Here is a 20,816-nt window from a genome sequence, read left to right as displayed (position 1 = left end):
CTGTTCCGGGCAGGCGAGCTGGTTGCACCAACCTTTTTCCGGGCTCCTCGCAGTCTGAGATCAATACGTTCCCTGGAGGCGCCAAATGCGGATTCTTGCCGTCACGGCCGAAATGTTTCCATTCGTCAAAACCGGCGGATTGGCCGATGCGGCAGGCGCTCTGCCGGAGGCACTAGCAAGACACGGCGCGGAAGTTCGTACATTGCTACCCCTCTACCGTAGGCTCACGCCGCTCGTCCGCGGCAAGAAGCCGTGTCTGGTCGCCAATATTCTAAAGCAAGCGGTATCGGTTTACTCCCTTGACGCCGACGGTCACAAGCTTCTGCTTCTTGAAGCGGCAGACCTGTTTGACAGGGAAGGTCCTCCCTATGGCATGAATGGCAAACCTTTTGCCGACAATGATCTGCGCTTTGCGGTCCTGTCCAAGGCGGCGGCGGAAATTGCCCTCGGCGCGATTGACGACTGGAAGCCTGATCTTGTTCATGCCCATGACTGGCACGCGGCCTTGACCTGCGTTTATATCGCGGAGTCGGCGGCGACGGTGCCCTCCGTCCTCACCCTTCACAATCTCGCATTTCAGGGACAATATCCACTCGAGCGGGCGGGTATGCTTGAGTTGCCCCAACATCTCTGTACCATCGATTGCCTCGAATATTATGGCGACCTGTCGTTTTTAAAGGGTGGCCTGACGACCGCGTCGGCCGTAACGACAGTAAGCCCCACTTACGCAAGAGAAATTCTGACACCGGAAATGGGAATGGGTATGCACGGCGTGCTTGCCACGCGGCGCGAGGACCTGCGTGGCATCGTCAACGGTGTCGACCAGGAAGTCTGGGACCCGGCAACAGACCCCTACATTCTTACAAATTTCACGGCTGCGACGGCCACGCGCCGGAGCCTTAACAAATATGCCTTGCTTCAGGCCCTTGGCCTCGCCCCGACCCAAGGCCCTGTTTTCGGTGTGGTCAGCCGTCTGACCTGGCAAAAGGGCATCGACCTCCTCCCTCAGGTCGTTCCACTTATCATTGCGAGAAAAGGAAGATTGGTGATTCACGGAGAAGGCGACACCGCACTGGAAGACAGCTTGCGCGCGCTGGCAAAACGTTATCCTGAACTGGTCTGCGCCCATATCGGTTACGATGAGCGTCTGGCGCATATGATTCAGGCGGGCTCAGACTTCATTATCCAGCCTTCACGGTTCGAACCCTGCGGCCTGACACAGCTTTACGCCCTGCGATACGGCGCACTGCCCATAGTCAGCCGCACTGGCGGGCTAGCGGAAACCATCATCGATGCGAATGACGCAGCCATTGAGGCGGGCGTGGCAACAGGCTTTCAATTCGAGCCTGCAAATGAGGACGATCTACGCGCGGCGCTCGATCGTGCCATCAGTGCCTATAGTGACCGAGAACTTTTCAGACGGCTTCAGGCACAAGCCATGCGGGCCAATTTTTCCTGGGACAAGAGTGCCGCACAGTATATGGCGCTTTTTGAAAGCCTTGTCGGCGACAACAGGCCCAAAACGGGTGCTGTCGCCGATATTAGGCCCGAGACTTTTGCAAAGATAAGAGCTGACAGACGGCAGGCAGGAACCCTGGGATCACCAACAGGTCAGGCCACTGGCAACAGGAGGCCTTGATGATGAATGCAGCGAATTATCGCAAAAGGGGCGCGCAGCGCAATCAATCCGGCGAAACGGATTTCAGCATCTGGGCACCCGCCTCAGCAGCGGTGAAACTGTGGCTGAACGATGCGGAATTCGACATGCACACGGCTGGTGATGGCTGGCACCACATCACAAAACGCGCCCTCCCCGGCGATCGCTATTGCTTCGTGCTGGCCGACAGGACGAGGGTTGCAGATCCCGCTTCCAATCAGCAACAGGTAGGCCCGCTTGGCCCCTCCCTGATCGTCAACCATGATTTCATCTGGAAAAACCCGGACTGGAAGGGCCGACCGTGGCACGAAACAGTCGTCTATGAGCTCCATGTCGGGACTTTTACACCCGAGGGCACCTTTGCGGCCGCGGCGGAGAAACTTGAATATCTCGCAGACGTGGGCATTACCGCGATCGAACTCATGCCGCTTGCGACCTTTGCCGGAAGTCGCGGCTGGGGTTACGACGGCGTCCTGCAATTTTCACCCCAACGGGATTATGGCTCCCCAGACGAGCTCAAGGCCTTCATTGATCAAGCCCATGGCCACGGTATCATGGTGCTGCTGGATGTCGTCTACAATCACTTCGGCCCCGCAGGAAATACGCTTCAGGCCTACGCCCCGGCATTTTTCAAGAAGGATGAGACACCATGGGGACCGGCGCCGGACTTCAACCGGGCCGAAGTTCGGTCATTCTTTCTTCAGAACGCATTCTACTGGCTCGAGACCTATCGCTTCGACGGATTGCGGATCGATGCCGCTGATCATCTCGCTGGCGGCGGCGGAGAGGTCGATTTCCTCATCGAGATGGCGCGAGAGGTGAAGCGGACAATAAGAAACAGGCATGTGCATCTGGTCATAGAGGACGCTAGAAACGCGGCCTCGCCAATGACGCCCTTGGCTGATGGCACCGTCCTGATTGATGCGCAGTGGAACGATGACTTTCACCACGTCGTCCATGTTGCGACTACGAAGGAAAAGGGCGGCATCTATGGTGACTTCGCGGCACGGCCCTATGACAAGCTTTGCCGCTCGCTTGCGACCGGTTTTGTCTACCAGGGCGAACCGCGCCCTTCCCGGGATTTTGGCAGCAGCGGAGAACCGAGTGACCATCTGCCACCGCAACGATTCGTGAATTTTCTCCATAATCATGATCAGGCCGGAAACAGGTTACGCGGTGAAAGGCTTCGTGCCCTTATTGCACTGCCCCTCTTTGAGACGCTTGAAACAATTCTACTCCTTTCCCCGCAGACGCCGCTAATTTTCATGGGTGACGACCATGGCTCGGCCAACCCTTTTTTCTTTTTCTCCGACCATCCGGATGACGACCGAGAAAAGGAAATAGAAAATCGGCTTAAACAGGCGGAAATGTTCCAGGGAAAACTCCCACCCAATGCCCGGCAGCTGGTACGTGACCCAAACGATCCCCACACGATGCAGCTTTCGACCTTGAACTGGCAAGGGGCTGAAACGACCGATGGAAAACTGGCAAGGGCAAGGATGACCGCGTTGCTTTCAAAACGGCGCTGGCACATCTGGCCTCTCCTTTGCTCTCACTTCGAGAAAGGTGTTTTGCTCGAATGTCAGCCAAAATGCCTTGCAATCGACTGGCATTTCAAAATGGGACGGCTCCAAATGCGGGCAAATCTTTCGGCAAACACATGTGAGCTGCCGCCGGTAAAGGGAAAACTCCTTCACCAGTATGGCAGCATCAATAACACAAACTACGGAGGTTATGCGGCACAGTTTGCAGTTGACGGACCGCACTCGGTCCAGATTTCGACGTAGCGACTCCCTCGCCCTGTTGACGCGGCTTTTGATGGTGCCCACCCGGCAGCCGCAGATGGCGGCGGCATCGGCATAACCCGTCCCTGCCGCCACGAGCAGCAGAGCTTTTTTCTGGTTCTTGTCGAGATGCCGGATAGCCCGCATGACCTCCTGATGCCGCACACGCCATTCCTGGCTGGCAGGGGTATCCGGCCGCGAACCACAATTTTCACCGTGCCAGGTCCTCGATCACAAGTTCGATGGATTGTGGTTCGGCGCCTTCTTTCGTCTGCACCGTCAAAACGCTGCCGGTGTTCAAAACACCCTCAAGCACGGTGCGTTCGTCTACAATGATCCTGATCACCTTGGGGGTCGCAGCTTCGATGTTCAGGCTGTTGCTGGTTTCGTACTCAACTGGCTGGGTCAAGGCTCGCCTCCGGATCGTGGAAAGATAGGCGGTCTAACTTCGCTCCGGCAAGCTTGTTCCCTCTCTAACGGCGCACCGCCAGCCGCCATCGCTCGAACAGCCCGGGAACTTTGACGATGGGGCCGGGTTAGGCGTGAACCCGGCGCACCCGCTGCTCCACCGATCCAGAAGGAACACCGATCATGAAGGCACTGACTTGGCACGGCAAACACGACATTCGCTGTGAGAGCGTCCCTGATCCACAAATCGAGCACGGCCGCGACGCGATCATCAAGGTGACCGCCTGCGCAATCTGCGGTTCCGATCTTCATCTCTACAACGGGATCATGCCCGACATGCATGGTGGCGATATAATGGGCCACGAGACTATGGGCGAAGTCGTCGATGTCGGCAGGGACAATAAGACGCTGAAGGTCGGAGACCGGGTTGTCGTTCCCTTCACGATTGCCTGTGGAGAGTGTTTCTTCTGCAAAAGAGGGTTTTATTCCGGCTGCGAGCGCAGCAACCCCAACCCCCATAAGGTCCGGGAAATGTGGGGAAACTCCCCCGCCGGGCTGTTCGGCTACACGCACCTTCTGGGAGGTTTCAGCGGCGGCCAGGCCGAATATATGCGCGTTCCCTACGCCGATGTCGGGCCTATCAAGGTTCCTGACGGGCTGACAGACGAGCAGGTCCTGTTCCTGTCAGACATTTTCCCGACCGGTTACATGGCGGCGGATTTCTGTAATATCCAGCCCGGCGATACGATCGCGATCTGGGGCTGTGGTCCTGTCGGCCAGATGGCCATCCGCTCCGCCTTCCTGTTGGGTGCGGAACGGGTCATCGCTATCGATTCCGTGCCGGAACGGATCGCCCTTGCCGCCGCCGCCGGCGCGCTCACACTGAATTATCTGGATGACGATATTTACGAGCAGATCATGGAATTAACCCATGGCCGGGGCGCCGACGCCTGCATCGACGCCGTGGGGACGGAACCGGATCCGGCCGCCGGCTGGGATTCCCGTCTTGACCGTATCAAGGTGGCAACATTCATGGGGACGGACCGCCCGCATGTGCTGCGGCAGGCTATTTATTGTTGCCGCAACTTCGGCACAGTCTCGATCGTCGGGGTCTATGGCGGTTTTCTCGACAAAATCCCGATGGGCTCCGCGATCAATCGCGGCCTGACATTCCGGATGGCGCAGACACCGGTGCAGGCCTATCTGCCCACCCTTATGGGTCGGATCGAGAAGGGAGAGATTGACCCCTCCTTCGTCATCACCCACCGCGCCACCCTCGATGAAGGTCCTGATCTTTATAAAACGTTCAGCCACCGCGACGACGGCTGTATCAAGGTCGTCCTCAAGCCATAGGAAAAGAATCATGCCTGCGGAAAAATCAATCAAAGGCCTTGCTGTCGTCACCGGCGCCTCCTCAGGCATCGGTTACGAACTGGCAAGATGCGCGGCGCAGGACGGCTACAATCTCATCATCGTGGCTGACGAGGCGGAAATCGAAACGGCGGCGACACAGTTGCGGGCAGCGGGAACGGAAGTGGAAGCCATGCGAGCCGACCTTTCGACACAGGCAGGCGTGGAAAAACTTCTCTCCCGCATAGCGACGAAAGAGTGGCCGGTCGATCTGCTGTTTGCGAACGCGGGACAGGGGCTGGGCAACGGTTTTCTCGATCAGAAAATGGAAGCGGTCCAGCGGGTGATAGCCACCAATATCAGCGGTACCGTTGCGCTGGTGCATGCGATCGGCAACGGCATGCGCCAGCGCGGCAGCGGCCGGATTCTACTCACCGGCTCCATTGCCGGTTTCATGCCCGGCACCTTTCAGGCGGTCTATAACGCGACAAAAGCCTTCATTAATTCCTTCTCATTCGCACTTCGCGAAGAGCTGGATGGCACCGGGGTCACCGTCACGTGCCTGATGCCCGGCGCGACCGAGACAGCGTTTTTCGAGCGCGCGGACATGCTCGACACGGCGGTTGGCAAACAGAAAAAGGACGACCCCGGCTTCGTTGCACAAATCGGCTACGATGCGATGATGAATGGTGACGGAGACGTCGTGTCCGGCTGGAAGAACAAGCTGATATCGGCCGCGGCAAACGTGACCCCTTCGGATATTCTCGCGAAACAACACCGCAAAATGGCTGCCCGGGAAGGAAAGTGACGCTGGGGCTTACGAGGATCCTGTGAACCGCAGAGTGGATTGCGAAGGGAGGGCTCCAAAGAGCGTCGCCATACCCGCGGCGCGTTTCGCCAGGCTCATGATCTCGCGCAAAGATTACAACGACTATCGGACCCGTCTTGCGGTCATTCAGACAACCCTGCTTTCCTGAAGTCGATATCGAGCGCTGCACGGATCGCATCAAGTGTTTTCATCGTGTCAAGTGATGCATCAAGCGGTCTGCAAGGACTTTCAAGGTCGCCGTCGCTGATACTGTAAGCGACCCCAGCAGCCTGATGGTAAAGCCCTTCGAAATGCGCGCCACGAGGTTCTGCGTATTTCAACCTGACAGTCCCGTCCAGCGACCAAACTTCGAACGCCCCTGGCAAATGGAACTCGTTGACAAACCGGATCGAGCCCTCCGTGCCTACCATGGTCGCGCCGGTTGGCGTAAACCCATAAAGGGTCGTTGCCATGGTCCCCTGGCAGCCCCGGGAATTCATCATAGCGACAGCCAGCTGCCCATTCACTCCGGCCGGATCGGGACTTGCAACGCCGACGACCTTGGAAGGAACGCCAAGCAGCTTGCTTATTAACGACACTGGATACGTACCTAGATCAAGCAGCGGCCCGCCTGCCAGTTTTGGGTTGAAGATGCGGTGGTCACGCGGAAGATACTCGCCATATTCCGTGTAGACCGATTTGATGTCCCCAATAACGCCCGCATCAAGGACCTGCTGGACAATGTCGAATTTCGGCAGGAAATACGTCCAGAGCGCTTCTGCAAAAAAGACGCCTTTCTTACGAGCAGCGGTGACCATTTCGGCAGCCTGGGCATGATTCAGCGCCATCGGCTTTTCGACGAGCACGTGCTTACCGGCGTTGATCGCGAGCAGGACGTGCTCATGGTGCCAACCATGTGGTGTCGCCACATAGATGATATCGATATCGAGTGATTGAACGAGCGCCTCGTAACTTCCATAAGCGTTCTCGACACCCCACTCAGATGCAAACCGCCTGGCAGTTTCTTCCGATCTCGAACCCACGGCCGCGATTACTTGCCGAGTGTGTGCCTTTACCGATTCTGTGAACTTTGCCGCTATCCAGCCAGTCCCCAAAATGCCCCAGCGCAGTGGAGGAGCGTCCAGGGGTGCTCGCAATCGGGACGGTGGAAGAGCGGTTGGAAATGTCATCTTAAATCTCCTCAAAAAGCCTCTCGATTGCTCAGGACGCCGTCTGTTCCCACTGGCCCGTTGCCAGAGACCGCTCCATGGCGTCAATAATCTGTTCGTTGGCCAGCCCGAATTCGAAATTTGGGTAACAGTCGGCATCGCGCATGATGCCTTCGATCAGGTCACGTACCTCTATAACCTTGACGTCGAAGTAGCCGAGGCCACCGCCAGCGAAATCAAAGCCGAAAAATGCCGAAAACTGCGGTACTTGGCTTCCCGCTAGGATCGTCTTGAATCCGCGGTCAGGCTTTGGGTCGTTGAAACGCGATATCTTCAGCTCGTTAAAGCGCTCTCCGTCCATGATGATTGTGCCCTCTGTCCCGGATATTTCCCAGTAGACGCCAAAGACCTTGCCAGCAGCTACGCGGGATGCCTCAATGGTGCCACCTGCGCCGGATTTGAAGCGGACCAGCGCCTGGATCTGATCCTCGTTCTCGACCATCGCGCGAGGCGCATCATTGCCCGCCTTTGCACCGTAACCCGAACCACCCCGTGGCACGGGCCTCGTTGGAAAAAACGTCTGACTTTGGGCGATGACGCTTTCAACCGGACCCAGCAGATATTGTGCAACGGAAATTACGTGGCTGCCGAGATCGCCCAGCGCCCCTGATCCTGCATCGCGACGCGTACAGCGCCACGAAAATGGCAAATCGGGATCATTGAAAAAGCCTTGATCGAACCAGCCGCGAAAGCGCATGGGCTGTCCGATATCGCCTCTGTCGATCAATTGCTTGGCCAACATTGCCGCCGGTGTCTTGATGTTGTTGAAGGCGACCATCGTCTTGACGCCTTTTTTTCGGGCAGCTGCAGCCATTTGCTCTGCCTCTGCCAGCGTCACGGAAAGTGGCTTTTCGCAGTAGACGTGCTTGCCTGCTTCTATCGCTGCAAGCGCCATTTCATGGTGCATGACGTTTGGCGAGGTGATGTCGACGATGTCGACATTGGGATCCTCAACCAGTCGCCGCCAGTCTCCGGTGCTTTTCTCGAAACCATATCGGGCGGCGGCATCGGCAGCCATTTCATCGCTCGCATCGGCGAGCATATAGAGATGGGGGATGGCCGCCAGATCACGATACAGCACGCCAGCACGACGGTAGGCGTCCGCATGGGCCTGGCCCATGAAGCCTGAACCGATCAGGCCGATATTGAGTTTTTTTTGGGTCATGGCCTCTCTCCCTTTCAATCTGGTCTAGCTGCGAAAAGGTCGTGCATGTGAAAGAAGGCGCGAGTGACGGCAGGACGCGGCGGCGCTTGGGCGGGATCCTGCTCAGCCTCCACCACGAGCCAGCCCTTGTAGCCGCCGCGAACAAAGCGCACGATCGGACTGAAATCGACGTTACCATCGCCAGGAACAGTGAACATGCCGGCACGAACACCGTCGTTAAAGCTGAGGTCGCGGCTGCGAACCTCCGTCATCACGGGAGTGCGCATATCCTTGAGATGAATGTGGTTGATGCGATCGCCGAAACGTTCGATCAGCCGTTCATACTCGAAACCACCACCGGCGGCATGGCCGGTATCGAGCAGAAGCCCAGCCTCCGCTCCCGTCTTGTCAAAGAGCGACGAAATCTCGTCGAAGGTCTCTGCGACCATCATCAGGTGGTGATGATAGGCGAGCACCAGCCCGTATTCTCCGCCAAGCCGCTTGCCGAACTCTGTCAGTCTCGCGGCGTAACCGCCAATATCATCCGCCGGCATGGTCAGGCGTTTCGACATCGGCGCATCGAGCGGCGCGCCTGGTGCCATCATCGCCACCTCGCCATAGACAAGCACACTGCTGCCCATGTCCCGCAGCAGGGCAGCGTGCGCGGCGACGCTTGCCATCTCCGCATCGACGCCGCGCTCGGCAAGTTCGCCGGAATACCAGCCTGATGCGAGTTGCAGGTCGCGGCTGTCCAGAAGCGGACGAAGCACGGCGGCGTCTCGGGGGAACTTGCGACCCAGCTCTACGCCTTGGTAACCGATTGCTGCCGCATCGTTCAGGCAGGTTTCAAGCGATATGTCGCGTCCGAGATCCTCAAGCACGTCATTCACCCATGACAACGGGCTGACGGCAATTCTGACACCTTCTGGCAGGAGATCGGTGGTTGTCATGGTCGTTACCTTCCTTTCTCAAGGATGCCAGTCGGAACTGATGTGGACGGGTGAGCCGGTTGTCATCGAAACGATCGCGGCCTCGGCAAGGCGTTGCGCCTCCAAGCCATCTCTTATCCCGGCGAGCGGTTTGGTACCCTTCTCGATCATATCGATGAAGGCGTGCATTTCCGCGAGATAGGCACCCGCAAAACGTTCGATGAAATAGTTCATGGGTATCGACGAATGAAAACCATTGGCGTCGGCGATCATGACGCCCCGTTGCGGGCGGTTTTCGACGTAGAGCACCTCGCTCGAGCACAGGGCCTCCAACCTCTGATCGTAACCGAATGGCGCACGCCGGCAATTTATCATCTGAACGAAGCGACCAGAAACCGATGTCAGTGTGATCATTGCCGTGTCGATATCGCCCGCCGCTTCGATTTCCGGGTCGATCAGGCTTTTTCCAACCGCGTAGACAATTGCGATTTCCTCTCCAAGAAGATAACGGGCCATGTCGAAATCATGGATCGCCTGGTCTCGAAACATGCCACCCGACCGCTCGACGTAGAAACGTGGCGGGGGCGACGGGTCGCGGGTGTGCATGACGATGTGCTCCAAGCGGCCTGCCTGACCACTCGCAATCCTGTCACGCACCAGACGATAATCCGGATCATATCGGCGTTGAAATCCAAGTAGGCAGGCCACACCGGCGTTTTCAACCTTGCTTGTGACATCTACGACGGTTGCAAAATCAAGGCTGACCGGTTTTTCACAGAACACGGCTTTGCCTGCCTGCGCCGCCCGCAAAAGCAGTTCCGCATGGGTATCAGTGGAACTCGCTATGACGATGCCTGTGATATCTAGGTCGGCAAAGACTTCTTCCGGCTCGCACAGCACGGCTCCGGTTTGGATTACGAGATGCTCGCGATGCTCGCTTGCTACGGGGTCAACGATGTATTTCAGGCGCGCTGAAGGGTGAGCAGCCGCATTCAGGGCATGCACCTGCCCAATACGGCCTGCGCCAAAGACGGCGAGCTCAATCATGTTTGTAACCTCCCTTTTTCGAAACGCCCATGACGTTCGAATGAGAAAGATGATAGCGTTAGGTTCTTGATGCGGTATTCTATTCTTGAAGAGATCTCGTCAAAATAGGGCCACCTGGAATGGGAAAGATCACGGCAAGGGACATCGCCAAGGCAGCAAACGTTTCGCTTTCCACCGTTGACCGTGTTCTTAACAATCGTGGCGGCGTCACCGACGCGAAGGAAAGACGCGTTATCGAATGGGCTCGAAAGCTCAAGATTGATCGCGCGCTCAATCAGCGGGCCGCACGAACCCTCAGGATTGCCGTTCTGCTTCAGCGTCCCGAAAACCCGTTTCACGCCTCAGTCCAGGCAAACTTCGAGGCGGCAGCGCGAGATTTCCCGCAGTTCAATCTGCAGTTCAAAATCCATCATATCGATCCGGTAAAGCCTCGTGCGACAGCTGGCCTGATCGGCAGCCTCATCAAGACATGCGATGGGATGGTGATTGTCAGCGCAGCGGATCCCGATATTGCTGCCGCATTGAGAGAATTTGGCGCGTCGGGCAAGCCGGTCATCACGCTTGTCACTGACATCGCAGGCTCGGAGCGCTTTGCCTATGTTGGTCCCGACAACGTCAAGACAGGCAGGATTGCCGGCGATCTGATGGGCCGCCTTCTGGGGCGAGACGGTGGAGACGTCATTGTGATTTCTGGCATGCTCAGCATGATGGGACATGAGGAGCGTGAGACCGGATTCCGTGCCGTGCTAAACGAACGCTATCCCGATTGTCATGTGACCGAGGTGCTTGAAAGCTATGAGCGGGCTGAACTGGCTGGCGACTTAGTGTTTAGCGCCTTGAAGCGCAACAGCGCCATTCGCGGGATCTACAATGCGTCAGCTGGCGCATCAACCGTCCTGAATGCCGTGGATGCTGTAGGACGAGCGAATGAAATAGTGTTCATCACCCATGAATTGACGGACGAGAGACGGCAGTTGCTGCGACAGGGCTTGATCGATATCATCATCGATCAAGGACCCGCTTTCGAGGTGCAGACTGCTATTGGTGCGCTTGCAGCTTTCTTTGGGCGACAGGAAAGACCACCACCCTCGCTCATAACGCCGGTCCAGATCCACACAATTGAAAACTGCTGAAATGGGCAGGCTGTTTGAGACGAACTGGAACATCCCCTGGACCATCAACCTCCACAGGTTCCTCAGATCTAAACAACGGCATTAGGCAGCAACATTATCCAGTTCCGACAGTACCTCCGAGGGAAGCTCTATCGTGGCCGCTGCAAGGTTTTCCCGCAGATGGACTCGTGATGAAGTGCCAGGGATCAGGAGAATATTCGGCGATCGTTGGAGAAGCCATGCAAGGGCCACCTGCATCGGCGTGGCGTTGAGCCGGGCGGCGAGGCTCGACAGGGTCGAGGATTGCAGCGGTGAGAAGCCGCCAAGAGGAAAGAACGGGACATAGGCCACGCCTCGAGAGGCGAGCGTGTCGATTAAGGCTTCGTCCTGGCGATGCGCAAGGTTGTACTGGTTCTGCACACAGACGATCTCGGTGATCTTGCCGGCTTCCTCAACCTGCTTGGCCGTGACATTAGACAGTCCAATATGCCGGATCAGGCCTTGTTGCTTCAACTCCGCCAGAACCTGAAGCGGCTCATCCAACGAGCCTTCTGCGGGACCATGCACGTCGAACATGGCGCGGAGGTTCACTACATCGAGCACATCGAGCCCGAGATTGCGGAGGTTGTCATGAACGGCCTGCGTCAGGCCGGCGCGCGAAAATGACGCGTTCCACGAGGCGTCAGCTCCCCTGACTACGCCGACTTTCGTGACAATCACCAGGTCGCTGCCATAGGGATGCAAGGCTTCGCGTATGATCTCGTTCGTGACATGCGGACCGTAGAAGTCGCTGGTGTCGATGTGATTGACGCTACTGTCCACAGCCTCGCGCAGAACGGCGATGGCCTCCCGACGATCGCGCGGCGGGCCGAACACGCCTTTGCCCGCAAGCTGCATGGCGCCATAACCCAGCCGGCGCACCGTACGATCGCCAAGCTTGAAGGTTCCTGTATTTTCGATAGTGCTCATGGCTGTATCTCCTTTGTAGTCCTCAGAAATAGATGTTTGGCATATGCGGCACAAGAAGCTATAATCCGGACAAGCTGTCCGCCCTAACGGACAATCAGCCTCATGATTTGGAGAACAGGATGTCGGACATTACGGACGTCAATGCGTTTCTGCTGGTGGCTCGATCCAGAGGTTTTCGGCAGGCCGCGCGCGAAAGTGGCATCAGTTCCTCCGCGTTGAGCGATGCGGTGAAACGCCTGGAAGAGGACATTGGGGTAAGGCTATTCAATCGCACCACTCGCAGCGTACTCCCGACGGAGGCCGGACGTCTCTTGCTGGAGCGCACCGGACCTGCGTTTGCAGAAGTCGCATCGGCACTCGACGAGGTAAGAAGCAGCCGCGGCCGCCCCTCGGGGGAGCTCAGGCTAAATGTCCCGATGAGCGCGGCAAGGCTGGTCCTGCCTGCGATCGTGCCGCCGTTCTTGGCGGCCTATCCAGACATAAGACTGGAAATCGTGACCGACGAGAACTTCGTCGACATCATAAAAAGCGGCTGCGATGCTGGCATCCGTTATGACGAACGGCTCGAGCAGGATATGGTGGCTTTGCCGATCGGCCCGCGTCAGCAGCGCTACGCCCTTGCCGCGTCGTCGCGTTATCTCGCAAGGAGGGGTGGACCGCAACATCCACGAGACCTGCTTTCGCATGATTGTATTCTGGGGCGGTTTTCGGGGCGTGCACTCCCCTCTTGGGAATTCGAACGCGATGGGGAGGAAGTCATCATAAATCCGAAAGGTAACCTCGTGGTCCAGTTCGGCGGCGGCACTGATCTTGGCATCGACGCAGCCATTGCCGGTTCTGGCATGATTTATATTTTCGAGGACTGGCTAAGGCCACACTTTGATCGAGGAGATCTGGTGCCGGTGATGGAAGAATGGTGGCTGCAGTTTTCGGGTCCGTTCCTCTATTACCCTGGGCGGCGCCTTGTGCCCGCGCCATTGCGCGCATTTATCGATTTCGTGAGGCAATCGCACAAGGTATGGATCGGGGCAGAATGAGCGGACGCTTCGGTTTGAACTTGAAGGTCGGTCCTCGCTCTTGATGGGAATCGAACCGGCGACACTGCTTTTAGCGGAGGCTCGGTTTCCAACGATATGTCGAGCGTCCGTCATGGTGGACATGCGGTGAAACAGCGATCATGTGTCGAAAAAGAGCAGCGCTCCATACCGACGCTCAATAGCATTGACGGCGAACCAGCGAATGGGGCCGAAATACTCGTGAAGGCCAAGCCTTTGCGGGGAACGAAGGTAGAGTTCGAAAACAATCCCTGCTGGAGTCAACCCAGGTTCAACCCGCGTGCTGGCTTACATGAACTGTTGTCCCGACGACGTTGGACGGCCGGGAGACGGAACCGATGGAAGCTACGCCAAAGCTCAGGGTTAACATCGACGACTCGCCCGAAGGTCTGGCATCGGGTAGTCTTGCCCTCTACTCGATGGGACCTCTCGGAATACAGCCCACCTTAAGTTGGTGGAACTATCTTCGTCCGAAGTGAACCTCTCGAGCTGCATCACCCCACGTGTGGATCTCTATCGCGATACCTGCGAGAAGCCAAAACCGCAGATGTTTCAGGGGCAAGAAGTTCATGCTTTTCCGCAAACGCTGTGAACAGACCACGCGCCGTTTCTGCCTCAATCTCGCCACGAAGGGCTGCCTGACAGGCTTTTAAGGCAACGGAATGGGCAGTGTCTCTGAGTGACACCGGCCACTCGGCCAGGTGTCGGTAAGCATCCATTAAGGTACGAACTTCCGTCGGGAACCCCAAGCCGACAAGAATAGTAACTGGTTTGCTGAACATATCGGGTTTCATCGTTCTCTCCTTCCAACCCGTCATGTTGACGGGCGCCATCTCAATGGCGCCCTTGGACTTAGTGGACAAACTTACAGATCAAGCCGCCTTCTGTGCTTCAATCTGTGCCGGAGCCGCCGACGTCAGCGTGGGCGTGGGCGTGCTCTGAATCGAGATCTTGCGCGGCTTCAATGCCTCGGGAATCTCGCGGACAAGCTCGATCGACAGGAGACCGTTATTCAAACCCGCTCCGCTCACACGGACATGGTCGGCGAGTTCGAAACGATGTTCGAACGGGCGACCAGCGATGCCGCGATGCAGGTAGCCATCCGAGGGTGCCTCCTGCTTCTTGCCGGCAACAGTGAGCAGGTTGGATTGGAAACTGACGTCGAGATCGTCTTGGGCAAAGCCCGCCACCGCAATCGAGATCCGATATGAATCGTCCCCTGTTTTGACGATGTCATAGGGCGGCCAGTCGTTCGTCGAACGGGCACGCTGAGCGTTTTCCAGAAGATTGAAGATCCGGTCGAAACCAACGCTCGAGCGGTAGAGTGGTGCATAGTCGTAAGATGTTGCCATAGCCATATCCTCCTTGAAGCAACATGGGTACGGGAGTGCCAAAAGCGGCGCTCCCGGCAATGCCAACCCTGTCTTAAGCGGCTGGCGGCAGACGATTTGGTTTTGGTGATTTTCCGATTCAAGATCTGCTGCGGAAAAAATTTACCGAATTCGCGCTGTCCGGCTGTCAATGTACCGATCGACTGAGAACACGATGCGGATAAGCCGCCTTGAACTGCGAGATCATCTCGCAAGCTTGTTGCAATACCCGCTCGGCGGTTTCGGGAGTGTCGCGTGCCAGTTCATCGGCGTTTACGCGGATGGCTTCCGCCATATTCGCAGACATCAATGCAAAACGCCCCTCACCGTAGACCACTGCCTCCTGCGAGGCGGTCTCAAGCCATCGCGCAAAATCGACAATAATCTCTTCCCTCTCGGCGATGCTAGCGTCCTTGATGATCTTAATGTCCTCTTCCATTTGGTCTCACTCCATACAGACGTGGGAAAGCGACCGGGCTCATCAAGCCCCGATCGCCGGGTGAGCTAGGAAGTGGACATGTCCGATTCAAGCCTGGTGCAGCTTGAACTCACCATCGACACGCCGCCATTCTGCGGCGGCGTCCAACCCAGCCTCGAACATCGTCTGACGAAGCGCCTTAACAGATGCGCGGATGAAGATACGCTTTCCTGCCAAACGAGCTCCTGCCATGGAACCAATATGGGAGCCGCACATTATTAGTTGCCGCAAAATCAGGAATCCTCATGACAGATGACCCTCAGACCCGACAAGACGCCAGAGATGCAGGGAACCGTCTCGTTGCTGGTCATGCTTCTGAAGATCCATTCGCGGCGGCGTTCAAAGCCACGCGTATGCCCATGCTCATCACCGATCCGCGTCAACCTGACAACCCGATTATCTTCTGTAATACGGCGTTCTCTAAGTTGACTGGCTATTCCAACGAGGAGCTAATCGGAAAGAACTGCCGTCTCCTTCAGGGACCGAATACCGATCCGAAAGCTGTGCAGAAGCTTCGCGAAGCCATTGCGGCAGAGCAGGATCTGTCAATCGACATCCTAAATTACCGGAAAGATGGATCAGAATTCTGGAACGCCCTCTTCGTCAGTCCGGTTCGGGATGCCTCAGGAACGGTCATCTATTTCTTTGCCTCGCAACTCGACTTCACAAATATCAAGAGCAAGGAAGCGAAGCTCGCCCAGGCACGTCATACCGCCGAAGAAGAAGTTGCGTTGCGAACCGCGGCTCTGACAGATGCTCTTCGAGCGAAAACGGCCTTGGTTCACGAGGTCGATCATAGGGTAAAAAACAACCTGCTGACGATTGCGTCGATCGTGAAACTTCAAGCGCGTATGACTGAGAATGATGTCGTTGAGCGAACACTCATGTCAGTGCTCAATCGGGTCGAAGCTCTAAGCACGGTTCAGCGTAAACTCCTGAACGACGAAGAGGTCGGCTATTTCGACGTCGCAGATTTCGCAAACACCCTGATGCTTGACAAGATAGGTGCGCTTAAGCGCCCCGACATCCAGCTCACGACAGATCTTCACGAAGTCGTAGTCCCAGCGACTAAGGCATCTCCGCTGGCCCTGATCATAAACGAGCTCGTCGGCGACGCTATCCGCAGGGGTCTGAGTGACGGCGGTGGCAAAATCCATCTCGAGATAAGGCGGCTGAACGGGCACTTCTTGATGCGGGTCATCGACACCGTTTCGCCAGTGGAGGTAGACAAAGAAGAGGAGGCTTTCAGCCAGAAGATGCTTGAGGCGTGTCTCCTGCAACTTCGCGCCAAGATGGACCGGAAGATTACCGGTCACAAAACAGACGTCAGCGTCGAACTGTCGGTGAAAGACTGAGAGGATTTGTCTTGAATATTCTGATTGTCGAGGACGAGGTCCTCCTGGCTATGGAGCTGGAAAGCGAAGTGGAAGATGCCGGCCATCATGTCGTCGGGACGGCCGCTGACAGCCGGGAAGCAATCGAACTCGCTGAAGCGACCTCGCCGCAATTTGCTTTTGTCGATATTCAGTTGCTCGACGGCCCGACAGGCATCGATGTCGGCCGCTACCTGTCGGAAAAAACAATACCCTTCGTTTTCGTGTCAGGTAATCTCAAGCGTATACCAGACGATTTTGCCGGAGGACTCGGGGCGATCGAGAAGCCTTACACAATGAACGGGTTGCAGAACGCCATGCAGTTTCTTCAAAGTTTTGTCGATGGAGGCCCCACGTCCGTAGTTCCGCCGAGCCTTGTCCTTTCGCCCGCCGTCCTTGCGGCTCTAGCTTCACGATCAACTTCGCGTCCGCGCGGTTAAGGAAACCCAGTGAGTTCACCATCGGAGCGCATCGGCGCTGTTCGAGATTCAGGTCTGCTTGAAGCTCCGGTTCAGTCGGAATTCCAGGACATTATCGAGGTCGTCAAAGCGGGGCTGAACTGTCCTGTGGCGCTTGTGTCGATACTCGATGAAGATCGTCAGGTTTTCATCGCTCACCTCGGCTTGCCGGAAAAATGGGCCGAGGCGGCTGAGACCCCCCTGACGCACTCATTCTGTCAACATGTCGTCCGCGATAAACAGCCTCTGATCATAGGTGACGCGACGATCCACGATCTTGTCCGGAACAATCTGGCCATCACGGATCTGGGCGTGATCTCCTACATGGGGGTTCCAGTTACGTTGCCGGACGGAATGGTGATCGGGGCGTTGGCTGCGATCGATGGCGAGCCACGTAACTGGACGGAGAGCGAGCTCGAGTTGCTCAGTCGGATCGGCAAGCTGGTTTCGAACCAGATTGCCACTTTTCTATCCGAGCGTCGATGGAGTTCGCTTTTCGAGCAGCTCGAGGAAGGCATTATCGTCGGCTCGGTTGTTCGGGATATCGATGGCAAGATCGTCGACTGGCGGTATGAAACGGTTAATCCCGCTTGGAGTGAACTGGTAGGCTATCCTGACCAAAACGTGTCAGGCCGTACAATGTGTGAGATTTTCCCGAGTTTTGAACAGGAGTGGGTTTCCGACGTCGCAGACGTGGTCGAAACCGGCCAGAATAAACGGTTTACCCGGAAAGTTGGCTCGCTTGGCCGCTGGTTCGATGGCTACGTACAAGCCACCGGTAATGATAAGTTTGTCATCATCTTTGTCGAGGTGACAGACCGAATGCGGGCGCTGGAGGCACTTCAGGAGAGCGAGACAAAGCTGCGGCTCATCGTCGAGGGGGCGAAAGACTACACAATTCTGACAGTGGATAACGAGCACCGCATTACCAGCTGGTTTGGCGGGGCGCAGGAAACGTTTGGCTGGTCGGAAGCGGAGATGCTCGGCCGGCCGTTCGCAGAGCTCTTTACGAATGAGGATCGCGCGGCAGACGTTCCGGCTAGGGAAGTGCGGAAAGCCGCAGCAGAAGGCCTCGCAGTCGATCGGCGATGGCATCAGGCAGCGGACGGATCAAAGGTGTTTCTCGACGGAACCCTTCGCCCGCTTCCAAGCCGAGGTGCTTCACCGATTTCCGGGTTCATCAAGGTCGCACGGAATGCTACGGCGCAAAAAGTTGCGGAAGACCGACAGCTGGCATTTCTGGAGCTAGGTGACAAAATTCGTGAACTGGACGATGTCACAGATGTAGCATTTGCCGCAGCCGAGATTATGGCGCGAAACCTGGCTGGCGCCACAAGAGCAGGCTACGGCCTTGTGGACCCGATTGCCGAGACCGTTGAAATGCTGCCAGACTGGCGAGCAGAAGGGGTCTCGACCGTCGCTGGCCTACATCAGTTTCGTAACTATGGATCATATATCGAGGATCTTAAGCGCGGCGAGACGGTGATTATCCCAGACGTGGAAAAAGATCCCCGGACGTCAGACTCGGCCGAGCTGTTTCATTCGATCGGAATCTCGGTTCTCGTCAATGTTCCGATCGTTGAGCACGGCGCGTTTGTGGGAGTTATGTTCGTTCACTACGACAGACCCCATCACTTCACGACGGAAGAGCGCGATTTTGTCCGCACAATTGCCGACCGAACGCGCGAAGCCATCTCCAGGATACTAGCCCAACAGGAACAGCAGGTGTTGAACCATGAGATCAGTCATCGCCTGAAGAATACGATGGCCATGGTCCAGGCGATTGCAACGCAGACCTTGCGTCCGGTGACAGATCGAGGGCCAGTCGAGGCCTTTACCAACCGTCTCCACGCGCTCTCCAAAGCCCACGAGGTCCTTCTCGTGCAGGATTGGTCTTCCGCGCGTATGGAGGCCGTCATTGATTCTGTTTTGCGCCAGCTGTCACTACCCGACCGTTACTCGACGTCAGGTCAAGACTTGGAGCTTGGACCGCGCTCGGCTCTTTCTCTGGCTCTTTTGATGCATGAACTTGGCACCAACGCCCTGAAATATGGAGCATGGTCGAACGACGTGGGTACCGTTACCGTTCGTTGGACAACGCAGGAGTGCAACGGAGATACTGCGCTTCTTCTTGAATGGAACGAGCATGATGGCCCCGCGGTGGTTACGCCATCAGGTAAAGGTTTTGGATCGAAACTCATCCGACTTGGATTGATGGGAACAGGCGGTGTCGAAATCAATTACGATCCGGAAGGATTGCGAGTGACGATGCAGGCATTGGTTTCGCAACTGAGGCACTCATGATGATGGCTGACATTACGAACAAAGCTGCGATCATCCTGGTAGTCGAAGACGAACCGCTGTTGCGCCTGGCTGCCGTCGACCTCGTTGAGGCGGCAGGATATCAAGCGGTTGCCGCGGCAGATGCGACAGAAGCCGTGGCTATTCTGGAGGAACGCGACGATATTCGCATTGTGTTTACCGACGTCGATATGCCGCGCGGCCTCGACGGCATGCGCCTTGCGGCGATCATTCGTGATAGGTGGCCGCCGATCAAGGTGATCGTTGTTTCTGGACATATCCAGGACCCTGGCGACCGGATTCCTGCTGAAACGGTATTTTTCGCCAAGCCTTACCGGGAAGAGCAGATCGTCGAGACTATTAGGCAGCTGCTTCAACAGAAGGCGTAATTCGATAAGAGCCAAGTTTGCCATGCACACACTAGGCCAAAGCATGTCCGCCGATGTTCGTTAGCCATCTTGCAACGGTGGTGCCGAGTAATGCACCGACACCTGAACCGTCAGCAGGCCACTTTCCTACCTGCCGCGCAATGCACAGCAAAGTCGCATAAACGTCTGCTTTGAGGCTCGTCAACGGAAGCCGAACAACGGCGACTTCAATTCCGGCCGCCTTCAGTATATCGTGCACGGGTCGCCATGATGATCCATCCATCGTTGCGCAACGCACAAGAACGACGCTTGTCCGCGGCGGCGACTTCGTCAGCAAGGCCTTGATACTTGCTCGGATCGCGTGTGAGCGCGCGCAACTTGAATTGACCATTGGCCTTCAGGGGACTGCCAATCGACGGCCTCGATGGCGCCTGCTGTACGAACCAGAAGACCATCCTGCACAAGAACCTCGAGGATCGGGTTCTGTCCTGCCTCCCCGCTGCGTTCTTCGGAATGGGTTTATTCGACGACGTCGCCGGACAGGCGCGCCATAACCTCGCAGCGTCCATCAAGCACGAACCCGACGAGCGCGAGCAGATTTCCAGGGAGTTGAAAGCTGCCGAACAGGAACAGCGCCAGATCATCCAGCAGATCAGCGATCGTGCGGCCGAGGGGGCGGCCCCGTCTGGCTGCCCTTAACGATACGCTCGATACGCTTGAGGAACGCCGTGCCGGCCTCGAGGCGCGGCTGAAGCAGGCGCCGGCGGAGGAAGATTTCGGGGAGAAGATCAAGAAGCTGAAGGCCGAGGTCAGCCCGGACGCCGTCGAGTTGGTCATCAACTCCGCCTTCTATTACCTACGCGAACACGCCGACACGGAGACGAAGCAGCCCTTCATGAACATCGTGCGCCAGTTCATCCAGAAGGTCGTCATCGGCAAGACCCCCGCCCATCAGCAGTCATCGCTTGAGGTCCAG

The 20,816-nt window shown here is 56.9% G+C and carries 21 protein-coding genes and 2 pseudogenes; 13 read left to right on the top strand and 10 right to left on the bottom strand.

What is annotated here, in order from left to right; translation table 11 throughout:
- Positions 1-85: 85 nt before the first annotated feature.
- Both glgA and treZ read left to right on the top strand, forming a co-directional pair.
- Complete coding sequence (glgA, locus tag RAC79_RS16550) at positions 86-1,639, top strand: glycogen synthase GlgA (RefSeq protein ID WP_374997295.1); 1,554 nt, start codon at positions 86-88, stop codon at positions 1,637-1,639.
- Positions 1,639-3,444: a malto-oligosyltrehalose trehalohydrolase gene (treZ, locus tag RAC79_RS16545; protein WP_374997294.1), complete on the top strand. Its 1,806-nt coding sequence runs from the start codon at positions 1,639-1,641 to the stop codon at positions 3,442-3,444. Before glgA ends, treZ begins: the two co-directional genes overlap by 1 nt.
- Here treZ and RAC79_RS16540 read toward each other — a convergent pair.
- Both RAC79_RS16540 and RAC79_RS16535 read right to left on the bottom strand, forming a co-directional pair.
- Positions 3,427-3,630: pseudogene (locus RAC79_RS16540) on the bottom strand (sigma factor-like helix-turn-helix DNA-binding protein); the annotation flags it as partial. The gene treZ and the pseudogene RAC79_RS16540 overlap by 18 nt on opposite strands.
- Before the next feature lie 22 nt (positions 3,631-3,652).
- Positions 3,653-3,850: a hypothetical protein gene (locus RAC79_RS16535; RefSeq protein ID WP_080857751.1), complete on the bottom strand. Its 198-nt coding sequence runs from the start codon at positions 3,848-3,850 to the stop codon at positions 3,653-3,655.
- Between the two features lie 182 nt (positions 3,851-4,032).
- On the opposite strand from RAC79_RS16535, the gene RAC79_RS16530 reads away from it, so the two are divergent.
- Together RAC79_RS16530 and RAC79_RS16525 are read left to right on the top strand one after the other, a co-directional pair.
- Complete coding sequence (locus tag RAC79_RS16530) at positions 4,033-5,202, top strand: zinc-dependent alcohol dehydrogenase (protein ID WP_080857750.1); 1,170 nt, start codon at positions 4,033-4,035, stop codon at positions 5,200-5,202.
- 10 nt (positions 5,203-5,212) lie between these two features.
- The gene (locus tag RAC79_RS16525) at positions 5,213-6,007 is read left to right on the top strand and encodes an SDR family NAD(P)-dependent oxidoreductase (RefSeq protein WP_374997293.1); all 795 of its coding nucleotides are present in this window, start codon (positions 5,213-5,215) and stop codon (positions 6,005-6,007) included.
- A gap of 143 nt (positions 6,008-6,150) precedes the next feature.
- On the opposite strand, the gene RAC79_RS16520 is transcribed toward RAC79_RS16525, so the two are convergent.
- The 4 genes from RAC79_RS16520 to iolG are packed head-to-tail and all read right to left on the bottom strand — an operon-like array spanning position 6,151 to position 10,356.
- The gene (locus tag RAC79_RS16520; RefSeq protein ID WP_080857748.1) at positions 6,151-7,197 is read right to left on the bottom strand and encodes a Gfo/Idh/MocA family protein; all 1,047 of its coding nucleotides are present in this window, start codon (positions 7,195-7,197) and stop codon (positions 6,151-6,153) included.
- A 31-nt stretch (positions 7,198-7,228) separates the two neighbouring features.
- On the bottom strand, positions 7,229-8,401 hold the full coding sequence (locus RAC79_RS16515; RefSeq protein WP_022557482.1) for a Gfo/Idh/MocA family protein: 1,173 nt from the start codon (positions 8,399-8,401) through the stop codon (positions 7,229-7,231).
- Positions 8,402-8,415: 14 nt separating this feature from the next.
- Positions 8,416-9,330: a myo-inosose-2 dehydratase gene (iolE, locus tag RAC79_RS16510; RefSeq protein WP_174040257.1), complete on the bottom strand. Its 915-nt coding sequence runs from the start codon at positions 9,328-9,330 to the stop codon at positions 8,416-8,418.
- 18 nt (positions 9,331-9,348) lie between these two features.
- Complete coding sequence (gene iolG, locus RAC79_RS16505) at positions 9,349-10,356, bottom strand: inositol 2-dehydrogenase (protein ID WP_174040255.1); 1,008 nt, start codon at positions 10,354-10,356, stop codon at positions 9,349-9,351.
- Between the two features lie 119 nt (positions 10,357-10,475).
- Between iolG and RAC79_RS16500 the strand changes: the two genes are divergently transcribed.
- Positions 10,476-11,489 carry a LacI family DNA-binding transcriptional regulator gene (locus RAC79_RS16500; RefSeq protein WP_374997292.1) on the top strand — a complete coding sequence of 338 codons (1,014 nt, stop codon included), beginning with the start codon at positions 10,476-10,478 and terminating at the stop codon, positions 11,487-11,489.
- Positions 11,490-11,570: 81 nt separating this feature from the next.
- On the opposite strand, the gene RAC79_RS16495 is transcribed toward RAC79_RS16500, so the two are convergent.
- Positions 11,571-12,437: an aldo/keto reductase family oxidoreductase gene (locus RAC79_RS16495; RefSeq protein ID WP_078052923.1), complete on the bottom strand. Its 867-nt coding sequence runs from the start codon at positions 12,435-12,437 to the stop codon at positions 11,571-11,573.
- A gap of 119 nt (positions 12,438-12,556) precedes the next feature.
- Here RAC79_RS16495 and RAC79_RS16490 point away from each other — a divergent pair, with 119 nt between their 5' ends.
- Positions 12,557-13,474, top strand: coding sequence for a LysR family transcriptional regulator (locus RAC79_RS16490; RefSeq protein WP_078052924.1), 918 nt, complete (start codon positions 12,557-12,559; stop codon positions 13,472-13,474).
- Between the two features lie 512 nt (positions 13,475-13,986).
- On the opposite strand, the gene RAC79_RS16485 is transcribed toward RAC79_RS16490, so the two are convergent.
- The 3 genes from RAC79_RS16485 to RAC79_RS16475 all read right to left on the bottom strand — a co-directional run bounded on the left by RAC79_RS16485 (position 13,987) and on the right by RAC79_RS16475 (position 15,301).
- Complete coding sequence (locus RAC79_RS16485) at positions 13,987-14,286, bottom strand: DUF982 domain-containing protein (protein ID WP_081307784.1); 300 nt, start codon at positions 14,284-14,286, stop codon at positions 13,987-13,989.
- Positions 14,287-14,364: 78 nt separating this feature from the next.
- Positions 14,365-14,844, bottom strand: a complete 480-nt coding sequence (locus RAC79_RS16480) for an Hsp20 family protein (RefSeq protein WP_174037378.1) — start codon at positions 14,842-14,844, stop codon at positions 14,365-14,367.
- 166 nt (positions 14,845-15,010) lie between these two features.
- Complete coding sequence (locus tag RAC79_RS16475; RefSeq protein ID WP_174040251.1) at positions 15,011-15,301, bottom strand: hypothetical protein; 291 nt, start codon at positions 15,299-15,301, stop codon at positions 15,011-15,013.
- Positions 15,302-15,379: 78 nt separating this feature from the next.
- Here RAC79_RS16475 and RAC79_RS16470 point away from each other — a divergent pair, with 78 nt between their 5' ends.
- The 7 genes and pseudogenes from RAC79_RS16470 to RAC79_RS16440 form a co-directional block, all read left to right on the top strand.
- A complete protein-coding gene (locus tag RAC79_RS16470; RefSeq protein WP_174040250.1) occupies positions 15,380-15,562 on the top strand; it encodes a hypothetical protein in 183 nt (60 codons plus the stop codon).
- A gap of 23 nt (positions 15,563-15,585) precedes the next feature.
- Complete coding sequence (locus RAC79_RS16465; protein ID WP_080857739.1) at positions 15,586-16,695, top strand: PAS domain-containing protein; 1,110 nt, start codon at positions 15,586-15,588, stop codon at positions 16,693-16,695.
- An 11-nt stretch (positions 16,696-16,706) separates the two neighbouring features.
- Positions 16,707-17,153: a response regulator gene (locus RAC79_RS16460; protein WP_065654879.1), complete on the top strand. Its 447-nt coding sequence runs from the start codon at positions 16,707-16,709 to the stop codon at positions 17,151-17,153.
- Positions 17,154-17,162: 9 nt separating this feature from the next.
- A complete protein-coding gene (locus RAC79_RS16455; RefSeq protein ID WP_374997291.1) occupies positions 17,163-19,475 on the top strand; it encodes a GAF domain-containing protein in 2,313 nt (770 codons plus the stop codon).
- Positions 19,475-19,861, top strand: coding sequence for a response regulator (locus RAC79_RS16450; protein ID WP_374997307.1), 387 nt, complete (start codon positions 19,475-19,477; stop codon positions 19,859-19,861). Before RAC79_RS16455 ends, RAC79_RS16450 begins: the two co-directional genes overlap by 1 nt.
- A 369-nt stretch (positions 19,862-20,230) precedes the next feature.
- Complete coding sequence (locus RAC79_RS16445; RefSeq protein ID WP_174037372.1) at positions 20,231-20,539, top strand: hypothetical protein; 309 nt, start codon at positions 20,231-20,233, stop codon at positions 20,537-20,539.
- Positions 20,502-20,816: pseudogene (locus RAC79_RS16440) on the top strand (recombinase family protein); the annotation flags it as partial. The gene RAC79_RS16445 and the pseudogene RAC79_RS16440, both read left to right, overlap by 38 nt.

Origin of the sequence: Agrobacterium sp. LR_9 (assembly GCF_041954855.1) — a bacterium.
GTDB lineage: Bacteria > Pseudomonadota > Alphaproteobacteria > Rhizobiales > Rhizobiaceae > Agrobacterium > Agrobacterium leguminum.
Note: the sequence above shows the minus strand (reverse complement) of the source record. Positions and strands in the feature narration are given on the sequence as shown.